A 20,855-nucleotide genomic window follows, 5' to 3' on the forward strand; every position below is an offset into this window, starting at 1 on the left:
TGGCAGGCCCATTTTCACCCGCCGTCAGCGCTGTTTTCCCGCTTGACGCCCCAGCGCCCGCGCCTTACATCGCGCGGACCGTGGCGGAGTAGCTCAGTAGGTTAGAGCAGCGGAATCATAATCCGCGTGTCGGGGGTTCGAGTCCCTCCTCCGCTACGGGCAAATCCAATATTCTCGTGATCTGAACGCTTGCAGCGGAATGTTGTCCGTCGCGTGGGCAGGGGCTCCATGTGCGCCCTTCGTTCGTCGCATCCTGCAATGTAATTGGCCGGGCACCATGGCCTAGCCTCTCTGGTGAGCCTTCGGTTCCCCGCTGGAACACAGCCCGCTTGCAACCGCGCCTCCGTCCACTACGTTCCTGTCGAGTTCAAGACGAGGGCGAGATGGCGGACGATCCCTATGCCGCGCTGGGTGTGGCCAGGACGGCCTCGGACGCGGAGATCAAGAAGGCGTACCGGCGGATCGCCAAGACTGATCACCCCGACCTGACCGCCGATACCGCCGCGCACGAGCGGTTCAAGGCAGCGTCGTCCGCCTATGACCTGCTCAAGGACGCCGATCAGCGCGCCCGCTTCGACCGGGGGGAAATCGACGCGCAGGGGCAGGAACGCCCGCAGCGCCGCTATTACCGCGACTTCGCGGAAGCGGGCGACAACCCCTATCGCGGGCAGGCGAATTACGGCGACTTCTCGGACGTGTTCGACGACCTGTTCGGCGGCCGCGCCCGCCCGGGCGCAGGTGCGGGTGGCGGAAGGGCGGGCTGGCCGGGCGGCGGCGCGGGCAGCTTCGACATGCGCGGGTCGGACCACCGCTACACGCTGGAAGTGGACTTCATGACCGCCGCGCGCGGCGGGACCACGCGGATCACGCTGCCCGACGGCCATGCGCTCGACGTGCAGATCCCGCCGGGCACCCGTGACGGGCAGACGATCCGCCTGCGCGGCAAGGGCGGCCCGGCGATGGGGAACGCGGATGCGGGCGACGCGCTCTTGTCGATCACCGTGGCCGAGGACGCCGACTGGCGCCGCAACGGCGACGACGTGGAAACGATCCTGCCCATCGCGCTGGACGAGGCGGTGCTGGGCGGCAAGGTCGAGGCGCCGACGATCGACGGCCCGGTGATGCTGACGGTGCCAAGGGGCGCCAGCAGCGGGCAGCGGCTGCGGCTGCGCGGGCGCGGGCTCAAGCGCGCGAACGGCACCCGCGGCGACCAGCATGTCGAGCTGCGGATCGTCATGCCGCCCCGCATCGACGACGAGCTGGCCCGGTTCATCGAAGGCTGGCGCGCCGACAACGCCTACGATCCACGCAAGGGGGTGCAGTCATGACCGACGGCGTCGCACATCCGATGACCCGCGCGGAGATTCTGGACGCGCTGCCCGACCTGACCGAGTCCGAGCTGGACGCGCTGATCCGGTCCGAGGTCGTCGTGCCGGTCACCTCTGCGGCCGGGCCCTTGTTTCGCGACATCGACGTGGCGCGGCTGCGCCTGATCCTGGAACTCGAGGATTTTTACGCGCTGGATGCGGACGGCGTGGCGATGGTGATGTCGCTGATCGACCAGCTGAACGGCCTGCGCGGCGACATGCGCGCAATGCTCGAGGCGGTGGCGGCCGAGGCGCCCGAGACCCGCGCCCGGCTGCGCCAGGTGATCCGCGAGACGCGGGTGACGATCATCACCGACGAATAGCCGGGCCCGCCGCGGGCGACGGGCGACCGCCCCTCAGCGCACCCGCCGGATCGTGTCGCCGGGCATGAAGGTCGGCGCAAGCGCCACGATCCCGTCATCGGGGCGCGGGTCCTTGCCCGCGACGATCCGCGCCGCCCGCCTGCCGATATCCAGCCGCCGCGCGTCGGTAGTGGCCAGCCGGACCGGCAACCCGTCCAGCAGGTCCACCCCGTTGAACCCCGCAAGCCCCAGCCGTCCGGGGATGTCGATCCCGTTCTCGCGCGCCCAGATCAGCCCGCCCGCGCCGATGATATCGTTGGAGTAGTAGAGGAAATCCAGCGCCGGCTCGCGCGCGAGGATCCGTTCGGTCAGCTCGCGCCCCTTCGCAAGCGACGATCCGCCCTGGTAGAACTCGCGCGCGGACAGCCCCACGCCCGCGTCCGCAAGCGCCCCCTCGAACCCCGCGAGGCGTTTGCGGGCGCGGTGATCCTCGGGCATGTGGGTGCCGATGAAGCCGATCCGGCGATAGCCCGCGCGCAGGATCTCGCCCGCCATGTCGCGGCCCGCGCGGTCGTGGCTGATGCCCACGGCGGTGTCGATCGGCGCGCCGTCCACGTCCATGATCTCGACGATCGGGATTTGCGCGTTCGCCAGCATCGCGCGGGCGGCGGCGTTGTGTTCCAGCCCGGCCAGGATCACGCCCGACGGGCGCCAGCTCAGCATGTCGTAAAGGACCGTTTCCTCGCGCGCGGGCGCGTAGTTCGTGACGCCCACGACCGGCTGCAGCCCGGTATCCTCGAGCTCGGCCGAGATCCCGCCCAGCACGTCGGGAAAGACGAGGTTCGACAGCGACGGGATCACGACCGCGACCAGGTTCACCCGCTGGCTCGCCAGCCCGCCCGCGATCTTGTTGGGCACGTAGCCCATCGACCGCGCGGTGGTCAGCACCTTCTCGCGCGTGGCGGGCGACACGTCGCCACGGTTGCGCAGCACGCGGCTGACGGTCATCTCGCTGACGCCCGCGGCGTCCGACACGTCGCGCAGCGTCAGGGTTCGGCGTGGTCTTTGCGGTGTCATTCGCGCAGCCGTTGAGTTCGTGTTCACCGGCGTTAGCGCATGACGGCCCGTGCGACAAGCTTGCCAAAGCGCGCGCAGGCAGGCATCTATCCGGCGGCGGCCCCGTGGCTCAACTGGATAGAGCAGCCCCCTCCTAAGGGGCAGGTTACAGGTTCAAGTCCTGTCGGGGTCACCATGTTTCACGCCCGACCGCTGCGCGAACCGCGCGCCTCAGCCCGCATCCCCCACGAACAGGTCCGCCCATTCCGGGTGCCGCCTGGCCTGCGCGGCGACGAAGCTGCAGCGGGGGAGGATGCGAAAGCCCTCGGCCCGCGCGTCGCTCAGCAGCGCGTCGAGCAGCGCCGAGCCGATCCCCCGGCCTTCCAGCGCGGACGGCACGCCGGTGTGGTCGGCGGTGACAGTGTCGCCCTGGCGGGAAAAGACCAGCTCGGCCTCTTGCCCGTCGATGCGGGCGACGTAGCGGCCGCCCCGCTGGCCTGCGTCTTCGCGGGTGATCGTGGGTTCGGTCATTGGATCGGGCCTTTGGTCGGGATCGGTGCAGGCGCAGTCTGCTGCATTGCGCCGCCGCGATCCACCCCTTGGGTCGGCCGCTGGAACTGGCGGGATCGGCTTGCCATCCCGCGCTTACGACCGTCATTGAACTTCGGGCAAGAATGCGCCGGGATGGCGTCGCGCCTTGCCGAAGCCGTGCGTTCCGTGGAAACCATGCCCGACGCGCATCCAACCTGTCGCGCAAAGAGGCATGACCATGACCCCCGCCAATCCCGTGCGCTACGACCGCGAGAGCGAGATCGCCCTGATCGAGATCGACAACCCGCCCGTGAACGCGCTGTCGGCGGCGGTGCGCCGGGGCCTGTCCGACGCCGTCGCGCACTTCGCGACAGACGCTGGGGCGCGGATCGCGGTGATCTGCTGCGCCGGGCGCACCTTCATCGCCGGTGCCGACATATCCGAGTTCGGCAAACCTCCGGTCGAGCCTTTCCTGCCCGACGTCATCGACGCCATCGAGGCATCGGACAAGCCCATCGTCGCCGCGCTGCACGGGACGGTGCTGGGCGGCGGGCTTGAGGTGGCGTTGGGCGCCCATGCGCGCGTCGCCGTCCCCGGCACCCGTCTGGGCCTGCCCGAGGTGACGCTGGGGCTGCTGCCCGGCGCGGGCGGGACTCAGCGGCTGCCGCGCGCGGTCGGGCTTGAGGCGGCGATCGACATGGTCACCTCGGGCCGCCAGATCGGCGCGGACGAGGCGCTGCGGATGAAGCTGATCGACGCGCTGGCGGACGGAACCGACCCGCGCGCGGCCGGGATCGCACATGCGCGGCGGCTGCTGTCCGAAGGGGCGGCCGGGCGACGCCTGTCGGACGTGGCGGCGCCCACCGTCGATCCGCAGGTCGTGGAAAGCTGGCGCGGCAAGGTCGCCAAGGCCTCGCGCGGGCAGGTCGCGCCGCTTCGGGCGCTCGACACCATCGCCGAAGGGCTGGCGCTGCCGTTTGCCGAAGGGGTGGCTGTGGAACGGCGGGCTTTCATGGACCTGATGCAGACGCCCGAGCGGGCGGCGATGATCCACGCTTTCTTTTCGGAACGGCGCGCGGCGCAGCAGGACGACCTGAAGGGCGTAACCCCGCGCGAGGTGAACCGGATCGGCGTGATCGGCGGCGGCACCATGGGGCAGGGCATCGCCGCCTCGGCGCTGGCTGCGGGGCTCGACGTGACGCTGATCGAACGCGACACGGCCGCCGCCGCCAAGGCCGCCGCCGGGGTGGCCGCGATGCAGGACGGCGCGGTGAAGCGCGGCAAGCTTTCGGCCGCCGACCGCGACGCGATGATGGCGGACCGGTTCCGCGCCGTGACGGATTATGCGGCGCTCGGCGACGCCGATCTGGTGATCGAGGCGGTGTTCGAAAGCATGGACGTCAAGCGCGAGGTGTTCGCCACGCTCGACGGCATCTGCCGCCCCGGCGCGGTACTGGCGACGAACACGTCGTATCTCGACGTGAACGAGATCGCGGCCGCCACTGGCCGGCCGCAGGACGTGATCGGGCTGCATTTCTTCTCGCCCGCGAACGTCATGCGGCTGATGGAGATCGTGGTCGCCGACCGCACCGCGCCCGACGTGGTGGCGACCGCCTTCAACCTTGCCAAGCGCATGGGCAAGATCGGCGTCCGCGCGGGCGTCTGCGACGGCTTCATCGGCAACCGCATCATGTCGGCCTATCGTGCCGCCGCCGACCACATGGTGCTGGACGGCGCCTCGCCCTATCAGGTGGACCGCGCGGTCGCGGATTTCGGCTTTCCGATGGGGCCCTATCAGGTCGGCGATCTTGCCGGTCTCGACATCGGCTACGCGAACCGCCAGCGCAAGGCGGCCACCCGCGACCCGCGCGAGCGGGTGCCCGTCCTTGCCGACCGGCTGGCCGAGGGGGGGCGGCTGGGGCGCAAGACCGGGCGCGGCTATTACATCTATGACAACCAGTCGCCGCAAGGTCGCCCCGACCCGCAGATGGGGACGATGCTGGACGGCATCCGGGCCGAACTGGGGATCACCCCGCGCGACTTTACCGACGACGAGATCCGGTCACGCTACATGGCCGCGATGGTGAACGAGGGCGCGAAGATCCTCGACGAAGGGATTGCCGCCCGCGCGTCCGACATCGACGTCGTGCTGCTTCACGGCTACGGTTTCCCGCGTGGCAAGGGCGGGCCGATGCACTGGGCGGACGCGCAGGGTCTGGGCACGATCGCCGCCGACATCGCCCGCTACGCCGAGGATGACCCGTATTTCTGGCAGGCAGCGCCGCTGCTGGCCCGGCTCGCCGAAAGCGGCGGCCGCTTCGCCGATCTTGGAAAGGACGCCCAATGACCGACGCCGTCATCGTTTCCACCGCCCGCACCGGCATCGGCAAGGCCGGGCGCGGGAGCCTGAACCTGACCCACGGCGCGGCGATGGGCGGCCACGTCGCCCGGATCGCGGTCGAGCGCGCGGGCATCGACCCGGCGCTGATCGAGGATTCGATCTGGGGCTGCGGCTATCCCGAATATGTCACTGGCGGGAACATCGCCCGCCAGATCGTCGTCCGCGCGGGCCTGCCCGTCGGCATCGCGGGCGCGACCGTCAACCGCTTCTGCGCGTCGGGCCTGCAGGCGCTGGCGATGGCCGCGCACATGGTCCGGGCCGAGGGCGCGCAGGCGATCCTTGCGGGCGGGGTGGAATCGATCAGCCTGGTCCAGCCGCCGGTGCGCCATTCGCGCGAGGCATGGATCGAGGAACACAGGCCCGACCTGTACCTGCCGATGATCGACACCGCCGACATCGTGGCCGCGCGCTACGGCGTCAGCCGCGCGGCGCAGGACGAATACTCGCTGCGCTCGCAGCAGCGCATCGCGGCGGCGCAGCAGGCGGGCAAGTTCGCGGACGAGATCGTGCCGATCGGCGTCACGCGCGCGGTGATCGACAAGGCGACCAACGAGACGACGCACGAGGATTTCACCCTGACCGGCGACGAATGCAATCGCCCGTCCACCACGCTTGAGGGGCTGGCGGGCCTGAAGCCGGTGAAGGGCGACGACAAGTTCATCACCGCGGGCAACGCCAGCCAGCTGTCGGACGGCGCCGCCGCGCTGGTCGTGATGGACGGGGACCGCGCCGCGCGCGAGGGGGTGACGCCGCTCGGCGCGTTCCGCGGCTTCGCCGTCGCGGGCTGCGAGCCTGACGAGATGGGGATCGGCCCCGTCTTCGCCGTTCCGCGCCTGCTGGAACGCGCGGGCCTAACGGTCGACGACATCGACCTGTGGGAACTGAACGAGGCGTTCGCGAGCCAGGCACTTTACTGCCGCGACCGCCTGAGGATCGACCCCGAGAAATACAACGTCAACGGCGGCTCCATCGCCATCGGCCATCCCTTCGGCATGACCGGCGCGCGGATGGCCGGGCACCTGCTGCTGGAAGGCAGGCGGCGCGGCGCGAAATGGGGCGTGGTCACGATGTGCGTGGGCGGCGGTCAGGGCGCGGCGGGGCTGATCGAAATCTTCTGAAAGGGTCCGTCATGGACATGAGCTTCACCCCCGAGGATCAGGCGTTCCGCGCCGAGGTCCGCCGGTTCCTGCGGGACCGCCTGCCCGAAGGGCTGGCCGACAAGGGCCGCCTGCACCAGGAACTGACCAAGGCCGAGTACGAGGAATGGCACGCGACCCTGGGCGAGCGCGGCTGGCTGGCCGGCAACTGGCCGGTCGAGTTCGGCGGCGCCGGCTGGACCGCGATCCAGCGCCATATCTTCGAAGAGGAAAGCGCGCTCGCCCACGCCCCGCGCGTCGTGCCCTTCGGCCTCGCCATGCTGGGGCCGGTGCTGCAGAAGTTCGGGTCGAAGGAACAGCAGGACCGCTTCCTGCCGCGCATCCTGAACGGGCAGGACTGGTGGTGTCAGGGCTATTCCGAACCGGGCGCGGGATCGGACCTCGCATCAGTCAAGACGACGGCGGTGCGTGACGGCGACCACTACGTGGTCAACGGGCAGAAGACCTGGACGACGCTTGGCCAGCACGCGAACTGGATCTTCTGCCTCGTCCGCACCGACCCGGCCGCCAAGGCGCAGGAAGGGATCAGCTTTCTTCTGATCGACATGGCGAGCCCCGGCATCACCGTCCGCCCCATCGTCCTGCTCGAGGGCACGCCCGAGGTGAACGAGGTGTTCTTCGACGACGTGCGGGTGCCGGTCGAGAACCTCGTGGGCGAGGAGAACAAGGGCTGGACCTACGCCAAGTACCTGCTGACGCACGAACGCACCAACATCGCGGGCGTGGGCTTCGCGACGGCGGCGCTGGCATCGCTGAAGCGGATCGCGCGGGCGCAGGTGGCGAACGGACGGCCGCTGTCCGAAAACCCGCTGTTCGCGGCGCGCATGGCGGCGGTCGAGATCGACCTGATGGCGATGTCCACGACCAACCTGCGGATGCTGGCGCAGGCGGCGGCGGGACAGGCGCCGGGTGCCGAAAGCTCGATGCTCAAGCTGAAGGGCACGCAGATCCGGCAGGCGATCAACGACCTGACGCGCCGCGCGGTCGGCCCCTGGGCGCTCGCCTTTCCGTCCGAGGCGATCGCGGGCGCGAGCGACGACGCGCCCCCCGGCCCGCCCGACGCGGCGGCGGCGACCCGCGCCTATCTCAACAACCGCAAGCTGTCGATCTATGGCGGCTCGAACGAAATCCAGCGCGGGATCATCGCCAAGTCCCTGCTGGGGCTGTGAAGGACGCGCGCGCGATGGATTTCGCATTCACCGAGGAACAGACGATGCTGGGCGAAAGCCTGGCCCGCACGCTCGACCGGGGCGCGGCCGCCGCCGCGCTGTTCGACCTGGGCGCGGGCGCCGCGCTTCTGCCCGAGGATGCGGGCGGTTTCGGCGGCACCGGGCCGGACATCCTGATGGTGTTCCGCACGCTGGGCCGCGCGGTGGCGGTGACGCCGCTGCTGGACGGCGTCGTGCTGGGCGCGGGGATCCTCGCCGCGGTCGGAGAGCTGGATCTGGCCGAAGCCGCCGCCACCGGCGCCGCGCGGATCGCGGTCGCGCTGGACGAGCCGGGGCAGCGGTTCGACGGCACCGTGCGGACCGCCGCGCAGGACGGCCTGCTGACCGGCGAAAAGACCATCGTCGCAGGGGCCGAGGATGCGACCCACCTGATCGTCCTTGCGACCGACGGGCTGTACCTGGTGATCGCGCCCGCCGACGGGCTCGCCATGCGCGGCTATCCCCTGATGGATGGCGGCCGCGCGGCCGAGGTGATCCTGACCGGCACGCCCGCCCGCCGGATCGGGGACGCCTCGCTGCTGGACGCGCCCCGCGCCGCCGCGATCCTTGCGCTTTGCGCCGACACGCTGGGGGTGATGGAACGGGCGGTCGAGCTGACGACCGACTACCTCAGGACCCGCAAGCAGTTCGGCCGCCCGATCGGGTCCTTCCAGGCGATCCAGCACCGGATGGCTGACCTTCTGACCGAGGTCGAGCAGGCCCGCTCGGCCGTGTGGAACCTTGCGGGCAACCTGGACACGCCCGATCGCGACCGGCATGTCGCGGCGACGAAGTCGCTGGTGGGGCGGGTCGCGCTGTACGTGGCCGAGGAAACGATCCAGCTTCACGGCGGCATCGGCATGACCGAGGAATACGAACTCGCCCCCATGGCCCGCCGCCTGATCGCCGCGGACGCGCGGTTCGGCGACAGCGACCACCACCTTGAACGCTTCATTGCGTTGTCCGCCGGATGAGTGGCGGAATGACCGGCTTGATCGAGAACGAGACCGGCACCCAGCGGCTGATCGGCTTTTCCCTCGACGTGGGCCAGCCGGACGGACGCGCCCGGTGCCGGCTGGTCGCGGACGACCGCCACACCAACCGCCATGGCGTCCTGCACGGCGGCATCGCCGCCACGCTTCTGGACAGCGCCTGCGGGGCGACCGCCAGCCTGACAATCGACGAGACCGGGCTGAAGCCGTTCCTGACCGTCTCGCTTTCCATCGACTTCATCGCCCCGGGGCGCGCGGGCGGCGTCACGGCCGCCGGCCGCGTCACGGGGGGCGGGCGCAGCCTTCTGTTCGTGGCGGGCGAGCTGATCCACGATGACGGCACGCTGATCGCGACGGCGGCGGGCGTGTTCAAGCGGGTGCCCGAAGGCCACGGCGCGCCGCGCTGAGGGCGGGCAGAAAGGACCGACGATGACCATGTCCCGCGTCCACGAGGTGCTGGACCGCCAGCGCAGGGAACGCCCCGACGCCTGGGCGCTGCGCGACCACGACGGGGTCCGCGTGACATTCGGCGCGCTGGCGGGCGCGGTCGATGCGCTGGCCGCCGATCTGTCGGCGCGTGGGCTTGGCCCCGGCGACCGGCTGCTGGTCCTTGCCGAGAACGCGGCGGCGCTGGTCGGGCTGATCCTTGCCGCGTCGCGGCTGGATGCGGTTGCGGTGCCGGTCAACGCGCGGATGACGGCCCCCGAACTCGCCCGCATCGCGACCCACGCGGACCCGCGCCTGACCGTATATCTGTCGAACGTCTCGCCGCCTGCGGCCGGTCACGCCAGCGATGCGGCGGCGGCACCTTGGGCAACGCCGCTCGGGCCTCTGCACATCACCGACGCGCGGCAGGCATCGACGGCGGAACCCGTGCGGCCGGACCCCGGCCAGACCGCCGTGATCCTGTACACCACCGGCACCACCGGCACGCCCAAGGGCGTGATGCTGACCCACGCGAACCTGTTGTTCGGGGGCGGGGCCTCGGCCTGGACGCGGGAGATGGTCCCGTCCGACGTGATCCTGGGCGTGCTGCCGATGACGCATGTGTTCGGCCTGACCTCGATGATGGTCGCGGCGCTGATCGCGGGGGCCGAGCTGCGCCTGTCGCCGCGCTTTTCAGCACCCGCCGTGGTCGCGGCGCTGCAAGAGGACGTGACCGTGCTGCCGGCCGTGCCGCAGATGCACGCGCTCATCATGGCCGAGGCGGCGGCGCAGGGCATCGCGCGGCTGACGACCGGGATCCTGCGCTACGTCTCGTCGGGGGCAGCGCCGCTCGACCCGAACTGGAAGCGGCGGGCCGAGGCGTTCTATGGCACCGCCCTGCAGAACGGCTACGGCCTGACCGAGACGACCGCAGGGGTGACGGTGACGACCTGCCCCAAGGGCATCCCTGACGTGAGCGTCGGCCGCCCGCTGCCCGGTGTCGAGGTGCGGCTGCGCGACGCCGGAACCGACGGCGTGGGCGAGATCCTGGTGCGCGGCCCCAACGTCATGCCCGGCTATTTCCGCAACTCCGAGGCGACGGCCGCCGCCTTTGATGCGGGCGGGTTCTTCTGCACCGGCGATCTGGGGCGGTTCGACGCGGACGGCAACCTTCACATCGCCGGCCGCGCGCGCGAGCTCATCATCCGGGGCGGCTTCAACGTCTATCCGCCCGAGGTCGAGGCGGCGCTGAACGAACATCCGGCGGTGGTGCAGACCGCCGTGATCGGCCGCACGGTCGAGGCGGGAGATGAGGCGGTGGACGAGGAGGTGCTGGCCTTCTGCCAGGTCCGCGACCCGCTCGCCGTGTCCGAGGCCGCGCTGCGCGAGTTCGCGGCTGAGCGGCTGTCGTCCTACAAGCTGCCCTCGCGGATCGTCCTTGCCACCTCGCTGCCCGCCGCGCCGACCGGCAAGATCCTCAAGGCGCAGCTGGCCGCGACCTTCGCGCGCGAACTGGAAGCGGGCGCAGGGACGCGGGGTCATCGCGAAAGCTAGAACGCCACGCCACCCCGCCACGACGCCCTCATTTCGTCGCGGCGCCGGAACCCGTCCCCCCGCGCAGGCATAGGTCAGGACCACGCCACAGCTCTCCGCCGAAAGCCCGCCATGCCCCGTTCCATTCCCGCCGTCATCTTCGTCGCGCTGCTCATGGTCGCCCTTGCGCTGGCGCTGTGGAAGCTGGCCTTCGTGCTGCTGCTGGCGTTCTTCGGGCTGCTGCTTGCGGTCCTGCTACGGCACCTGGCGCTGGCGCTGCAAAGCCATTCGCCCCTGTCGGCGGGCGCCGCGCTGGGCGTCGTCGTGCTGGCACTGCTGGCCGCGATCGGCCTTGGCTTCTACTTTCTCGGCGCGCAGCTGGCCGAACAGCTGGGCCAGCTCGCCGGTTCGCTGCCCGGCGCGCTGACCAAGCTTCGCGACGCGCTCGAGGGGCAGCCGCTGGTTCAGCGCCTGCGCGAGATGATGCCGCAGGAAGAGCCGGGGCAGGGCCTGAACCTGTTCGGTGCGGTCCGGGGCACGTTGTCCACGGTCGTGAATGGCGCAGCCAACCTTATCGTCGTGGCGATGGTCGCGATCTTCCTTGCCGCCGATCCGCAGCTTTACCGGCGCGGCGTCCTGCATCTGATCCCGATGGACAAGCGCGCCCGCGCGATCGAGATCATGGACGCGCTGGGGCAGGGACTGTGGCGCTGGCTGTTGGGGCAGGGGCTGTCGATGATGGCGGTCGCGGTGCTGACCGCCGCCGGGCTGTGGATGCTGGGCATCCCGCTGTGGCTCGCGCTGGGGATCATCGCAGGGATCGCCGACTTCATTCCCTTCATCGGCCCGTGGATCGGGGCCGCGCCCGCGGTGCTGCTGGCGTTTTCCGACGGGCCCCAGACCGCGATCTATACCGCGATCCTGTTTGCCGTCATCCAGCAGATCGAGGGCAATATCCTGCAGCCGATCATCCAGAAGCGCGCGAACTCGCTGCCGCCGGTGCTGACGGTGCTGTCGGTGATCGCCTTCGGGGTGCTGTTCGGGTTCGTGGGCGTGCTGGTCGCGACGCCGTTGCTTCTGGTCCTGATGGTGCTGGTCCGCATGATCTATGTCGAAGGCATCCTGGAGGACCCGACGATCGAAATGGCCGAGGAAAAGGCGCGCAGGCGCGACGGCAAGGCCGACGCCTGACCGGACGCCCGGCAGTGCCGTCTGCGCCGCCTCGTCGCGGGGCCGCGGGGGTTTATTTTTTCGCCGCGCGGCCTTATCGGGTCACCGCCGCCGACATGACAGCGGCCGCTGAAAGGACGCAGCCATGACCTTCGATCGCCGCATCAGGATAGCGCCGTCGATCCTGTCCGCCGACTTCGCCGATTTCGGGCGCGAGATCCGCGCGATCGAGGATCAGGGCGCCGACTGGGTGCATGTGGACGTGATGGACGGGCACTTCGTGCCGAACCTCACCTTCGGCCCCCCGGCGGTCAAGGCGTTCCGCCGCCACGTCACGACCTTCATGGACGTGCACCTGATGATCGCGCCGGTTGATCCCTTCATCCAGGCCTATGCCGACGCGGGCGCGGACCTGATCTCGGCCCATGTCGAGGCCGGGCCGCACATCCACCGCACGCTTCAGGCGATCCGGGCCACCGGCAAGATGTCGGGCGTGGCGCTGAACCCCGGCACGCCTGCCGACGCGGTGCGCCACGTCCTTGACCTGTGCGACATGGTTGTCGTGATGAGCGTGAACCCCGGTTTCGGCGGGCAGAAGTTCATCCACTCGCAGGTGGAAAAGATCGCCCAGCTACGCGCGCTGATCGGCGACCGCCCGATCCACATCCAGGTGGACGGCGGCGTCGATCCGGTGACCGCGCCGCTGGTGGTGGCGGCTGGCGCGGACGTGCTGGTCGCGGGCTCGGCGGTGTTCAGCGGCGGCTCGGCCGACGCGCCCGAGGTGTATGGCCGCAACATGCGCGCGATCCGCGAAGCGGTCGCCGCCAACTGAGCCTCAGAACTTGATCCACTCGGGGTCGGGCTCGATCTCGATGTCGGGCAGGTTGACGACGATCTCCTCGGGGCCGCTGCGGACCAGCGCGCAATGCAGGTCCTCGGTGTCCGAGGCGTTCAGTTCCTGGTGCGGCATGAAGGGCGGCACCAGCAGGAACGAACCGGGGCCAGCCCTGGTGATGAACTCCAGCCGGTCGCCCCAGCGCATCAGGGCGGTGCCGCTGACGACATAGATCACGCTTTCCAGCGGGCCGTGGTGATGCGGGCCGGTAATGGTGCCGGGACGGATGTGGTTGGTGCCCGCCCAGAGCGCCTGCGATCCGGTGCGGGCGCCGGAAATGGCGACCTGCCGGTTCATGCCGCGGGTGTCGGGCGTATCGCCCGACCGCGTGTGCGGGGCGATCACGCGGATGCCTTGGGTTTTCCAGTCTGTCGCGGTCACGGCGGCCCCTTCGCTTTGCGTGTTCGGCAAAGGCTACTGCGCCGGGCGCACGCTGGAAACCGCCTGCGGGCGGGGGTGAAGGTCAGGGTCATGGTCGGCGCTTACGTCCGCGTCGGCCAGCACGCGCTCAACCACGACCTCGGCGGTGGCGACCACGGCCTGCTGGGGCTCGGGCGCGTCCTCGCCCGCCTCGACGATCTCGCGCGCCTCGTCCTCGGTCTCGTCCTCGAACTGGGGCGACGCCTCGCCGGCAAGGAAGTTGCCGAACTTTTCCAGCCGCGGGATGTGGTCGCACAGCACCCGCAGCACGACCAGCGTCGGCACCGCGACCACCATCCCCAGGACCGACCACAGCCATGCCCACAGGGCCACGGTCAGGAACACCACGACCTCGTTCAGCTGCAACCTTCGCGACACGAATTGCGGGGTGACGAACTGCCCTTCGAGCGAGGTCAGCGCAAGGAAGGTCAGCCCGACCAGCAGCGGCCGCGTCATGTCGTCGAACACCAGCAGCGCCACGATCACGCCCCCGATCGTGCCCGCCATCGCGCCGATATAGGGGATGTAGTTCAGGACGAACCCGGCCACCGCCCAGAGCAGCGGCGCGGGCATCCCCCACGCCCACATCGCAAGCCCGATCGCCACGCCAAGGCCCACGTTGATGAGCGTGATCGAGCCGAGGTAGCGGCCCAGGCTGTCCTCGATCTCGCGCAGCGTCAGGTAGGCCGCGCGCTTGTCGGTGATGGAATCGAAGCTCTGCACGATCTTGAGATACATCAGGTCGCCAGACGCGAGCAGGAAGTAGAGCAGCACCAGCGTGAACACGATCTGGCTGATGATTTCCGGGCCAAGCGTCAGCATCCGCTGGATCGCGCTGGGTCCGGGGTTGCTGTCCACCGTCACCTCGACGCTTTGCGGGGGCGCGCCGGGCGGGGTGTTGGTGACGGTTGCGGTGGCCGACGTGGTGGGGGCGGGGGTGCGCTGCAAGGCCGACACCGGGTCGGCGGGGGCGCTGTCCGGCGCGCCTTGGTCGGCATCGCCTTCGGTCTCGCCGCCCTGCGCCAACTGGTCGATCTTGGCGGCCGCATGCTCCAGCCCGCGGAAGCGTTCGCGGATCTCGGCATAGCGATCCTCGACCTGCGCGCCGATGCGGTCGCTGTTGGCGATCAGCGATCCGATCGGACCGGCCAGCGAATAGCCCAAGCTCAGCGTCGCCAGCACCAGCCCCAGGCTGACGATCCCGGCCGACCAGGGCGGCCCGACGCCGATCCGCGCCATCATCCGGCGGAACGGCACGAAGACGAAGAACAGAAGCATGGCCAGCGTCGCGGGCATCAGGAACGCCCGCGCCTCGGCCACGAAGCCGAAGGCGAGGATGAGGAAGACTCCGAGGACCGGCCAGTTCGTGCCGTGGTGCCCCCTGCGCGCGGTCGCCCGGCTGCTTGCTGCGCGCGCGCCGGGCGCGTGGGCAGGCAGCGGGGCCGCCTGTGGTTTGGGCGGGCGGTCGGGCTGCTTTGGCGGGACGGTCTGGGCCAACGGCAGTCCTTCCGGGTGGCAAGCGTGCCTTCGACGAGGCCTGCGCGGGGCAGAACGCGGGCCGCCACGGGGGGTTCCGCCCGTTGAGATTGCTGAATGTCAGTGCGGGGGGCGCGACGCTGACGTAAAGCATCACGAGCTGGGACCGGCGCGCCGCCGCCGCCGCCCCCCCGTTCGGTCAGATCGGCCGGTCGCCCTCGGCGTCGATCACCCGCGTGGGCAAGCCCATTTCGCCCAGCAGTTCAAGGAACGGACGCGCCGGCAGGTCCTCGACGTTCACCATCCGCTTCACGTCCCACTGCCCGCGCGCGATCAGGATCGCCGCGGCGACCGGGGGCACGCCCGCGGTGTAGCTGATGCCCTGGCTGCCGACCTCGGCATACGCCTCCTCGTGGTCGGCGACGTTGTAGATGAAGACCTCGCCCGGCTGGCCGTTGCGGGTCCCCCGCACCAGATCGCCGATGCAGGTCTTGCCGGTATAGTCCGGGGCAAGCGTCGCCGGGTCGGGCAGAACCGCCTTGACCAGCTTCAGGGGCACGACCTGCTGCCCTTCGACGGTGACGGGCTGTTCCGACAGCAGACCGAGGTTCTTCAGCACGCCGAACACGTTGATGTAATGCGCGCCGAAGCCCATCCAGAACCGCACGTCCGCGTCCTTGTAGCGGGACGACAGGCTGTGAACCTCGTCATGGCCGGACAGATAGGCGGTCTGCTTGCCGACGACCGGCAGGTCCCATTCGCGCCCGACCTCGAACATCTCGTTCTCGCGCCACGCGCCGCCCTGCCAGCTGTAAACCGTGCCGGTGAATTCGCGGAAGTTGATCTCGGGGTCGAAGTTGGTAGCGAAGTAGCGCCCGTGCGAGCCCGCGTTGATGTCCACGATGTCGATGGAGTCGATCCGGTCGAAATATTCGTCCTCGGCCAGCCGCGCATAGGCGTTGACGACGCCCGGATCGAAGCCCGCGCCCAGGACCGCGGTGACGCCCGCCGCCGCGCAGGCCTCGCGCCGCTTCCATTCGTAATTGCCGTACCACGGCGGCGTCTCGCAGACCTTGGCCGGGTCCTCGTGGATGGCCGTGTCGATATAGGCGGCGCCGGTGTCGATGCAGCCCTGAAGCACGGTCATGTTGATGAAGGGCGAGCCCACGTTGACGACGATCTGCGCGCCCGTGTCGCGGATCAGCGCGGCGACCGCGCCCGCGTCCATCGCGTCCAGCGCGTGGGTGGCGATGGTGCGGCGGCCCAGATGTCCCTTGGCGACGATGTCGGCCACGACGGCGTCGGCCCGCGATCGGGTCCGGTTCGCCATGTGGATGTTGCCGAATTCGTCGGCCCATTGCGCGATCTTGTGGGCCACGACATTGGCCACGCCACCGGCGCCGATGATGAGGACGTTGGGTTTTTCCACCGCAGAGGTTTCCTTTCAGGATGTGGTCAGGGATCGGCGCGCTCAGGACAGCGAGGCGCGGTAGTCGTCGTAGCCGAAGGTCCGCTGGACGGTGATCGTTCCGTCCGTCTCGCGGATGCAGATGGCGGGCATGGCCACGCCGTTGAACCAGTTCTTCTTGACCATCGTGTAACCGGCCGCGTCCTGGACGCTGATCCGGTCGCCCACGGCCAGCGGGCGGTCGAACCGCGCGTCGCCGAAGATGTCGCCCGCAAGACAGGATTTGCCCGCGATCTGGTATTCATGCGCGCCCGCCTGCGGCAGCTTCGCGTTCTCGCGGTAGATCAGCAGGTCCAGCATGTGCGCCTCGATGCTGCTGTCCACGACGGCGACGTCCTTGCCGTTGTTCAGGATGTCGAGGACCGACAGTTCCAGCGTCGTCGTGCCGGTGATGCTTGCCTCGCCCGGTTCCAGATACACCTGCACCCCGAACCTGTCGGAAAACGCGCGCAGGCGCCGGGCGAGCGCGTCCAGCGGATACCCCTCGCCGGTGAAGTGGATGCCACCGCCAAGGCTGACCCAGTCGAGCCGTTCGAGGAACGGCCCGAACTCGGCCGAGATCCGGTCGAGTTGGCCCGAGAACAGGTCGAAGTCCCGGTTTTCGCAGTTGTAATGGATCATCACGCCGCTGATCCGGTCCAGCGCCTGTTCCAGCCGCGCCATGTCCCATTCGCCCAGGCGCGAGAATTGCCGCGCGGGGTCCGCAAGGTCGAAGCCGCTGGTCGAAAAGCGCGGGTTCAGCCGCAGCCCGCGCGCGATCCCGGCGGCGCGGTCGGCATACCGGTCAAGCTGGCCCAGGCTGTTGAAGATGATCTTGTCGGCGTAGCCCACCGCCTCGTCGATCTCGTGATCGGCCCAGGCGACGGAATAGGCGTGCGTCTCGCGGCCGAACGTCTCGCGCCCCAGCCGCAGCTCGTAAAGCGAGGACGACGTGGTCCCGTCCATCGACTGCGCCATCTGGTCGAACACCCCCCAGGTCGCGAAGCACTTGAGCGCCAGCAGAACCCGCGCCCCCGACCGCTCGCGCAGGCGGACCATCTTGTCCATGTTCGCCTGCAGCTTTGCGCGGTCGATCAGGTAGAACGGCGTCGGGGGTGCGGCTGTCGCGGGCATGGGGCGGATACTCCGGTGCGCGGGGGGCGGGCGCGAGGGGGCAGGCGGCGGCATCGGCGCGGCCCGGAAAAAAACGAAGGCAGTGATATAGGGGCGCGGGCCACCCTAGGCAACCGACCGTGACGGAAGGGTGACGGAACGACAATCGACCGGCCGCGTTCCCCGATGACAACCCTCACCCCCAGACCGAAAGCGAGCCTGCCCATGTTGTTCAGCAAGAACACCGATCACGACGATCCGCCGACCCGGCAGGAACTGGCCAAGGCGATGGCCGGTCTGGACCTGTGCGTCATGGCCACGCTGGACGACGGCGGTCTGTGCAGCCGGCCCATGTCGAACAACGCGCAGGTGGACTGGGACGGCGACAACTGGTTCTTCTCGAACGGCGACACCCGCAAGGTGACCCAGCTTGAGGCAGATCCCACGGTGATGCTGGACTTCCAGTCCAAGGACAGCTGGATTTCGCTGCGCGGCCGCGCCCTCCTGCACCGCGACGACAAGGCGCTGTTCAAGCAGCACTGGACCAAGGACCTGAACCGCTGGTTCCCGGACGGGATCGATACGCCCGGCCTGACGCTGATCCAGGTCAGCGCGGTCGAGGCCGAGACGTGGGGCCGGGTCGGCAACGGAGTCGTCGATCTGGAAAGCTGAACCGCGACCGCGAGGTTGAGCGGGAAGGGGGCGCTACGGCCGTAGCGCTTCCTTTCTTTTGCCCGGCGTCGTCTTGTCGTTGGCGCCGCGGCGGTTGCATGATCCGCGCGGAAACGGACCGGCCCCGCATCGGCGGGTTGAAGGGCCGGGCTCAAGGAGGATGCACGTGGCGCAGTGGGTGATGGGGATCGATGGCGGCGGCACCGGCTGCCGGGCCGTGCTGGCCGACGGCGAGGGCCGCGTGGTGGGGCAGGCCGATGGCGGCCCCGCGAACGTCATGTCCGACCGCGAAGGCGCGGTCGCGTCGATCCTCGCCGTGTCGCTGGCGGCGCTTGGCGGGCGCGATCCGGCCGATTGCGTGGCCTGCCTGGGCCTCGCCGGGGCCGAGGTCACGGACGCGAACGGCTGGCTGCCGGGCCGGCTGCCGTTCGCGCGCGCGGTGGTGGTGCAGGACGCCCGGACCGCGCTGCAGGGCGCGCTGGGGGACGTGGACGGGATCGTCGCGGCGATCGGCACGGGCTCGGTCTTCATGCGCCGCTATCAAGGCGAGGCCACGGTGATCGGCGGCCGTGGGCCCGTTCTGGGGGACGAGGCGAGCGGCGCGTGGTGCGGCAAGCGCCTGCTGTCCCGCACGCTGCGCGCTCATGACGGGGTCGAACGGCGCACCGCCCTGACCGACGCCGTCCTAGACCGCATGGGCGGCGTCGGGGGCATCATCGCCTTTGCCCGGACCGCCGGCGGGGCCGAGTTCGCGGCGCTCGCCCGCGACATCGCCGGGAACGCCGACGACCCCGCCGCGATCGACGTGCTGACCGAAGGCGAGGCGCATGTTTCGACCTATATCGCGCGGCTGCAACCGCCGGATCAGGCGCTGCCGGTCGCCTTTACCGGCGGGCTGGGGCCGGTGTACGCGGCGCGGCTCGGCGGGCGCTGGCAGGTGCGCCCGCCGCTTGGCACGCCGCTCGACGGGGCGCTGAGCCTGGCGCGCGGGCTGCTGGCCCGGCCCGCTCTGGTGGAACCGGGTGGGCGTGCATAGGTTTTGTGACGTAACCGCCCGGAAGGAACCGCCATGGCCAAAATCGAGATCTACCTGACCCGCAGCTGCCCCTATTGCCACGCGGCGCGGGGGCTTCTGGACAAGAAGGGCGTCAGCTACGACGCGATCGACGTGGGCGCCGACCCGCAGCGCCGGGCCGAGATGATGCAGCGCGCCGACGGCCGCCGCACGGTGCCGCAGATCTTCATCGACGGGCGCGGCGTCGGCGGGTCCGACGACATCCACGCGCTTGACCGGCAGGGCAAGCTGGACGCGCTTCTGGGGCTGTGAGCGGTGACGCGGCAGGCGGCCGAGGTCCTGAATGCTGCGCTGGTGCAGCTGAACGTCGGCGACGACCCGGCCGCGAACCTGGGCCCCACGCGGGCGATGGTGGTCGAGGCGGCGGGCCGTGGCGCGACCCTGGTCTGCACGCCCGAGGCCACGAACCTGCTGACCCCCGACCGCGCCCGGCAGGCGGCGCTGCTTTACCCCGAGGCGCGCGACCCGACCCTTGCGGCGCTGCGCGCGGACGCGGCGCGGCTGGGCGTGTGGATCGCCGTCGGGTCGATCTCGCTTAAGGGCGAGGACGGGGATACGGACGACGCTTCGGCCGATCCGCGCTTCGTCAACCGCAGCTTCCTGATCGCGCCCGATGGCCGGATCGCCGCGCGCTACGACAAGATACACATGTTCGACGTGACGGTTTCGGCGACCGAAACCTACCGCGAAAGCGCGGCGTTCCGCGCGGGCGACCGGGCCGTTCTGGCCCATGGGCCGGACGGCCTGCCGATCGGGATGACGGTCTGCTACGACCTGCGCTTTCCCCATCTTTACCGGCGGCTGGCCAAGGCCGGGGCCCGCGTCCTGATGGTGCCCGCCGCGTTCAACGACACCACCGGCGCCGCGCATTGGGAGGTGCTGCTGCGCGCCCGCGCGATCGAGACGGGGTGCTTCGTCCTTGCCGCGGCCCAGTGCGGCACCCACCCCGCGCCGCATTCCCCCGACGCCCGCCCGCGCCGCAGCCACGGCCATTCGCTGGCCGTCGCGCCGTGGGGAGAGGTGCTGGCGGACGCCGGGACCGAACCCGGGGTGACGCTGGTGGACATCGACCTGTCGCAGGTGGCGGACGCCCGCGCGCGCATCCCGGCGTGGCGGCATGACCCGGTGATCTTCGGCCCCGAAGGCGTGGCGCGATGACCGACCCCGCGCCCACAAGGGCGCTGGCCGCCGCCCTCTTCGCCGAGTTGATGAACAGCGAACAGCTGGCCCGCAGCATGGCGACCCGGGCGCTGCCGCGGGGGATGCAGCTGTCGCATTTCTCGGTCCTGAACCTGCTCGCGCATCTGAACGGCGAGCGCACGCCGGCCGAGCTCGCGCAGGCGTTCCGGGTGACGCGCGGCGCGATGACGAACACGCTGGCCCGGCTGGACTGGGCCGGTCACGTCCATATCCGCCCCGACTGGGACGACGCGCGGCGCAAGTTCGTGTCGATCAGCCCTGCGGGCCGCGCCGCCCGCGACGCGGCGCTGGCCGCGCTGCTGCCGCGGCTGAGCGAGGTCGTGCGCGACATCGGCGTGGACGAGGTCCGCGCTATGATGCCGGTGATGCGCCGCCTGCGCGAACGGCTGGAAGACGAGGTCTGAGGCCTCGCCC

21 protein-coding genes and 2 tRNA genes are annotated in these 20,855 nt (G+C 70.3%); 17 read left to right on the forward strand and 6 right to left on the reverse strand.

Translation table 11 applies throughout. From position 1 onward, the window contains the following. Positions 1-82 precede the first annotated feature (82 nt). The 3 genes from FNF32_RS02985 to FNF32_RS02995 all read left to right on the forward strand — a co-directional run bounded on the left by FNF32_RS02985 (position 83) and on the right by FNF32_RS02995 (position 1,690). Positions 83-156 (forward strand) — tRNA-Met (locus FNF32_RS02985). A gap of 227 nt (positions 157-383) precedes the next feature. After that, a complete protein-coding gene (locus FNF32_RS02990) occupies positions 384-1,328 on the forward strand; it encodes a DnaJ C-terminal domain-containing protein (protein ID WP_131674619.1) in 945 nt (314 codons plus the stop codon). Next, positions 1,325-1,690, forward strand: a complete 366-nt coding sequence (locus FNF32_RS02995) for a chaperone modulator CbpM (RefSeq protein WP_246087652.1) — start codon at positions 1,325-1,327, stop codon at positions 1,688-1,690. The genes FNF32_RS02990 and FNF32_RS02995 overlap by 4 nt, the downstream gene beginning before the upstream one ends. Positions 1,691-1,723: 33 nt before the next feature. Here the strand turns inward: FNF32_RS02995 and FNF32_RS03000 are convergent, their stop codons facing one another. Further along, positions 1,724-2,746, reverse strand: a complete 1,023-nt coding sequence (locus tag FNF32_RS03000; protein WP_131674618.1) for a LacI family DNA-binding transcriptional regulator — start codon at positions 2,744-2,746, stop codon at positions 1,724-1,726. Positions 2,747-2,844: 98 nt separating this feature from the next. On the opposite strand from FNF32_RS03000, the gene FNF32_RS03005 reads away from it, so the two are divergent. Further along, positions 2,845-2,921: transfer RNA gene (locus tag FNF32_RS03005), tRNA-Arg, on the forward strand. Positions 2,922-2,956: 35 nt separating this feature from the next. Here FNF32_RS03005 and FNF32_RS03010 read toward each other — a convergent pair. Beyond that, complete coding sequence (locus FNF32_RS03010) at positions 2,957-3,256, reverse strand: GNAT family N-acetyltransferase (RefSeq protein WP_131674617.1); 300 nt, start codon at positions 3,254-3,256, stop codon at positions 2,957-2,959. A 238-nt stretch (positions 3,257-3,494) separates the two neighbouring features. Here FNF32_RS03010 and FNF32_RS03015 point away from each other — a divergent pair, with 238 nt between their 5' ends. From FNF32_RS03015 to rpe, 8 genes are all read left to right on the forward strand, one after another. After that, positions 3,495-5,603, forward strand: coding sequence for a 3-hydroxyacyl-CoA dehydrogenase NAD-binding domain-containing protein (locus FNF32_RS03015; protein ID WP_131674616.1), 2,109 nt, complete (start codon positions 3,495-3,497; stop codon positions 5,601-5,603). Beyond that, complete coding sequence (locus tag FNF32_RS03020) at positions 5,600-6,775, forward strand: acetyl-CoA C-acyltransferase (protein WP_143796468.1); 1,176 nt, start codon at positions 5,600-5,602, stop codon at positions 6,773-6,775. Before FNF32_RS03015 ends, FNF32_RS03020 begins: the two co-directional genes overlap by 4 nt. An 11-nt stretch (positions 6,776-6,786) precedes the next feature. Continuing rightward, positions 6,787-7,983 (forward strand): acyl-CoA dehydrogenase family protein, encoded by a 1,197-nt coding sequence (locus tag FNF32_RS03025; protein WP_131674614.1) that lies wholly within the window; start codon positions 6,787-6,789, stop codon positions 7,981-7,983. Positions 7,984-7,997: 14 nt separating this feature from the next. Next, positions 7,998-8,996: an acyl-CoA dehydrogenase family protein gene (locus FNF32_RS03030; RefSeq protein ID WP_131674613.1), complete on the forward strand. Its 999-nt coding sequence runs from the start codon at positions 7,998-8,000 to the stop codon at positions 8,994-8,996. 8 nt (positions 8,997-9,004) lie between these two features. Beyond that, on the forward strand, positions 9,005-9,421 hold the full coding sequence (locus FNF32_RS03035) for a PaaI family thioesterase (protein WP_246087653.1): 417 nt from the start codon (positions 9,005-9,007) through the stop codon (positions 9,419-9,421). A gap of 22 nt (positions 9,422-9,443) precedes the next feature. Further along, positions 9,444-10,994 (forward strand): class I adenylate-forming enzyme family protein, encoded by a 1,551-nt coding sequence (locus tag FNF32_RS03040; protein ID WP_131674611.1) that lies wholly within the window; start codon positions 9,444-9,446, stop codon positions 10,992-10,994. 111 nt (positions 10,995-11,105) lie between these two features. Further along, positions 11,106-12,164, forward strand: coding sequence for an AI-2E family transporter (locus FNF32_RS03045; protein WP_131674610.1), 1,059 nt, complete (start codon positions 11,106-11,108; stop codon positions 12,162-12,164). Positions 12,165-12,288: 124 nt separating this feature from the next. Then, the gene (gene rpe / locus FNF32_RS03050) at positions 12,289-12,975 is read left to right on the forward strand and encodes a ribulose-phosphate 3-epimerase (protein ID WP_131674609.1); all 687 of its coding nucleotides are present in this window, start codon (positions 12,289-12,291) and stop codon (positions 12,973-12,975) included. A gap of 3 nt (positions 12,976-12,978) precedes the next feature. Here rpe and FNF32_RS03055 read toward each other — a convergent pair whose 3' ends face one another. From FNF32_RS03055 to FNF32_RS03070, 4 genes are all read right to left on the reverse strand, one after another. Then, a complete protein-coding gene (locus FNF32_RS03055) occupies positions 12,979-13,419 on the reverse strand; it encodes a cupin domain-containing protein (protein WP_221930643.1) in 441 nt (146 codons plus the stop codon). Between the two features lie 33 nt (positions 13,420-13,452). After that, entirely contained in the window at positions 13,453-14,955 is a 1,503-nt protein-coding gene (locus FNF32_RS03060; protein ID WP_246087654.1) for an AI-2E family transporter, read from the reverse strand. Between the two features lie 178 nt (positions 14,956-15,133). After that, the gene (locus FNF32_RS03065) at positions 15,134-16,363 is read right to left on the reverse strand and encodes a saccharopine dehydrogenase family protein (RefSeq protein WP_131674608.1); all 1,230 of its coding nucleotides are present in this window, start codon (positions 16,361-16,363) and stop codon (positions 15,134-15,136) included. A gap of 42 nt (positions 16,364-16,405) precedes the next feature. After that, positions 16,406-17,515, reverse strand: a complete 1,110-nt coding sequence (locus tag FNF32_RS03070) for a carboxynorspermidine decarboxylase (RefSeq protein ID WP_131674607.1) — start codon at positions 17,513-17,515, stop codon at positions 16,406-16,408. A 204-nt stretch (positions 17,516-17,719) separates the two neighbouring features. On the opposite strand from FNF32_RS03070, the gene FNF32_RS03075 reads away from it, so the two are divergent. From FNF32_RS03075 to FNF32_RS03095, 5 genes are all read left to right on the forward strand, one after another. Beyond that, positions 17,720-18,166 carry a pyridoxamine 5'-phosphate oxidase family protein gene (locus FNF32_RS03075; protein WP_131674606.1) on the forward strand — a complete coding sequence of 149 codons (447 nt, stop codon included), beginning with the start codon at positions 17,720-17,722 and terminating at the stop codon, positions 18,164-18,166. Positions 18,167-18,332: 166 nt separating this feature from the next. Further along, positions 18,333-19,202, forward strand: coding sequence for a glucosamine kinase nucleotide-binding domain-containing protein (locus FNF32_RS03080; RefSeq protein ID WP_246087655.1), 870 nt, complete (start codon positions 18,333-18,335; stop codon positions 19,200-19,202). 33 nt (positions 19,203-19,235) lie between these two features. Next, positions 19,236-19,493, forward strand: coding sequence for a glutaredoxin 3 (gene grxC, locus FNF32_RS03085; protein ID WP_131674604.1), 258 nt, complete (start codon positions 19,236-19,238; stop codon positions 19,491-19,493). 27 nt (positions 19,494-19,520) lie between these two features. Next, entirely contained in the window at positions 19,521-20,399 is an 879-nt protein-coding gene (locus tag FNF32_RS03090; RefSeq protein WP_131674626.1) for a carbon-nitrogen hydrolase family protein, read from the forward strand. Further along, complete coding sequence (locus tag FNF32_RS03095; RefSeq protein ID WP_131674603.1) at positions 20,396-20,845, forward strand: MarR family winged helix-turn-helix transcriptional regulator; 450 nt, start codon at positions 20,396-20,398, stop codon at positions 20,843-20,845. The genes FNF32_RS03090 and FNF32_RS03095 overlap by 4 nt, the downstream gene beginning before the upstream one ends. Positions 20,846-20,855 lie beyond the last annotated feature (10 nt).

Origin of the sequence: Paracoccus marinus (assembly GCF_007018965.1) — a bacterium.
Lineage (GTDB): Bacteria > Pseudomonadota > Alphaproteobacteria > Rhodobacterales > Rhodobacteraceae > Paracoccus > Paracoccus marinus.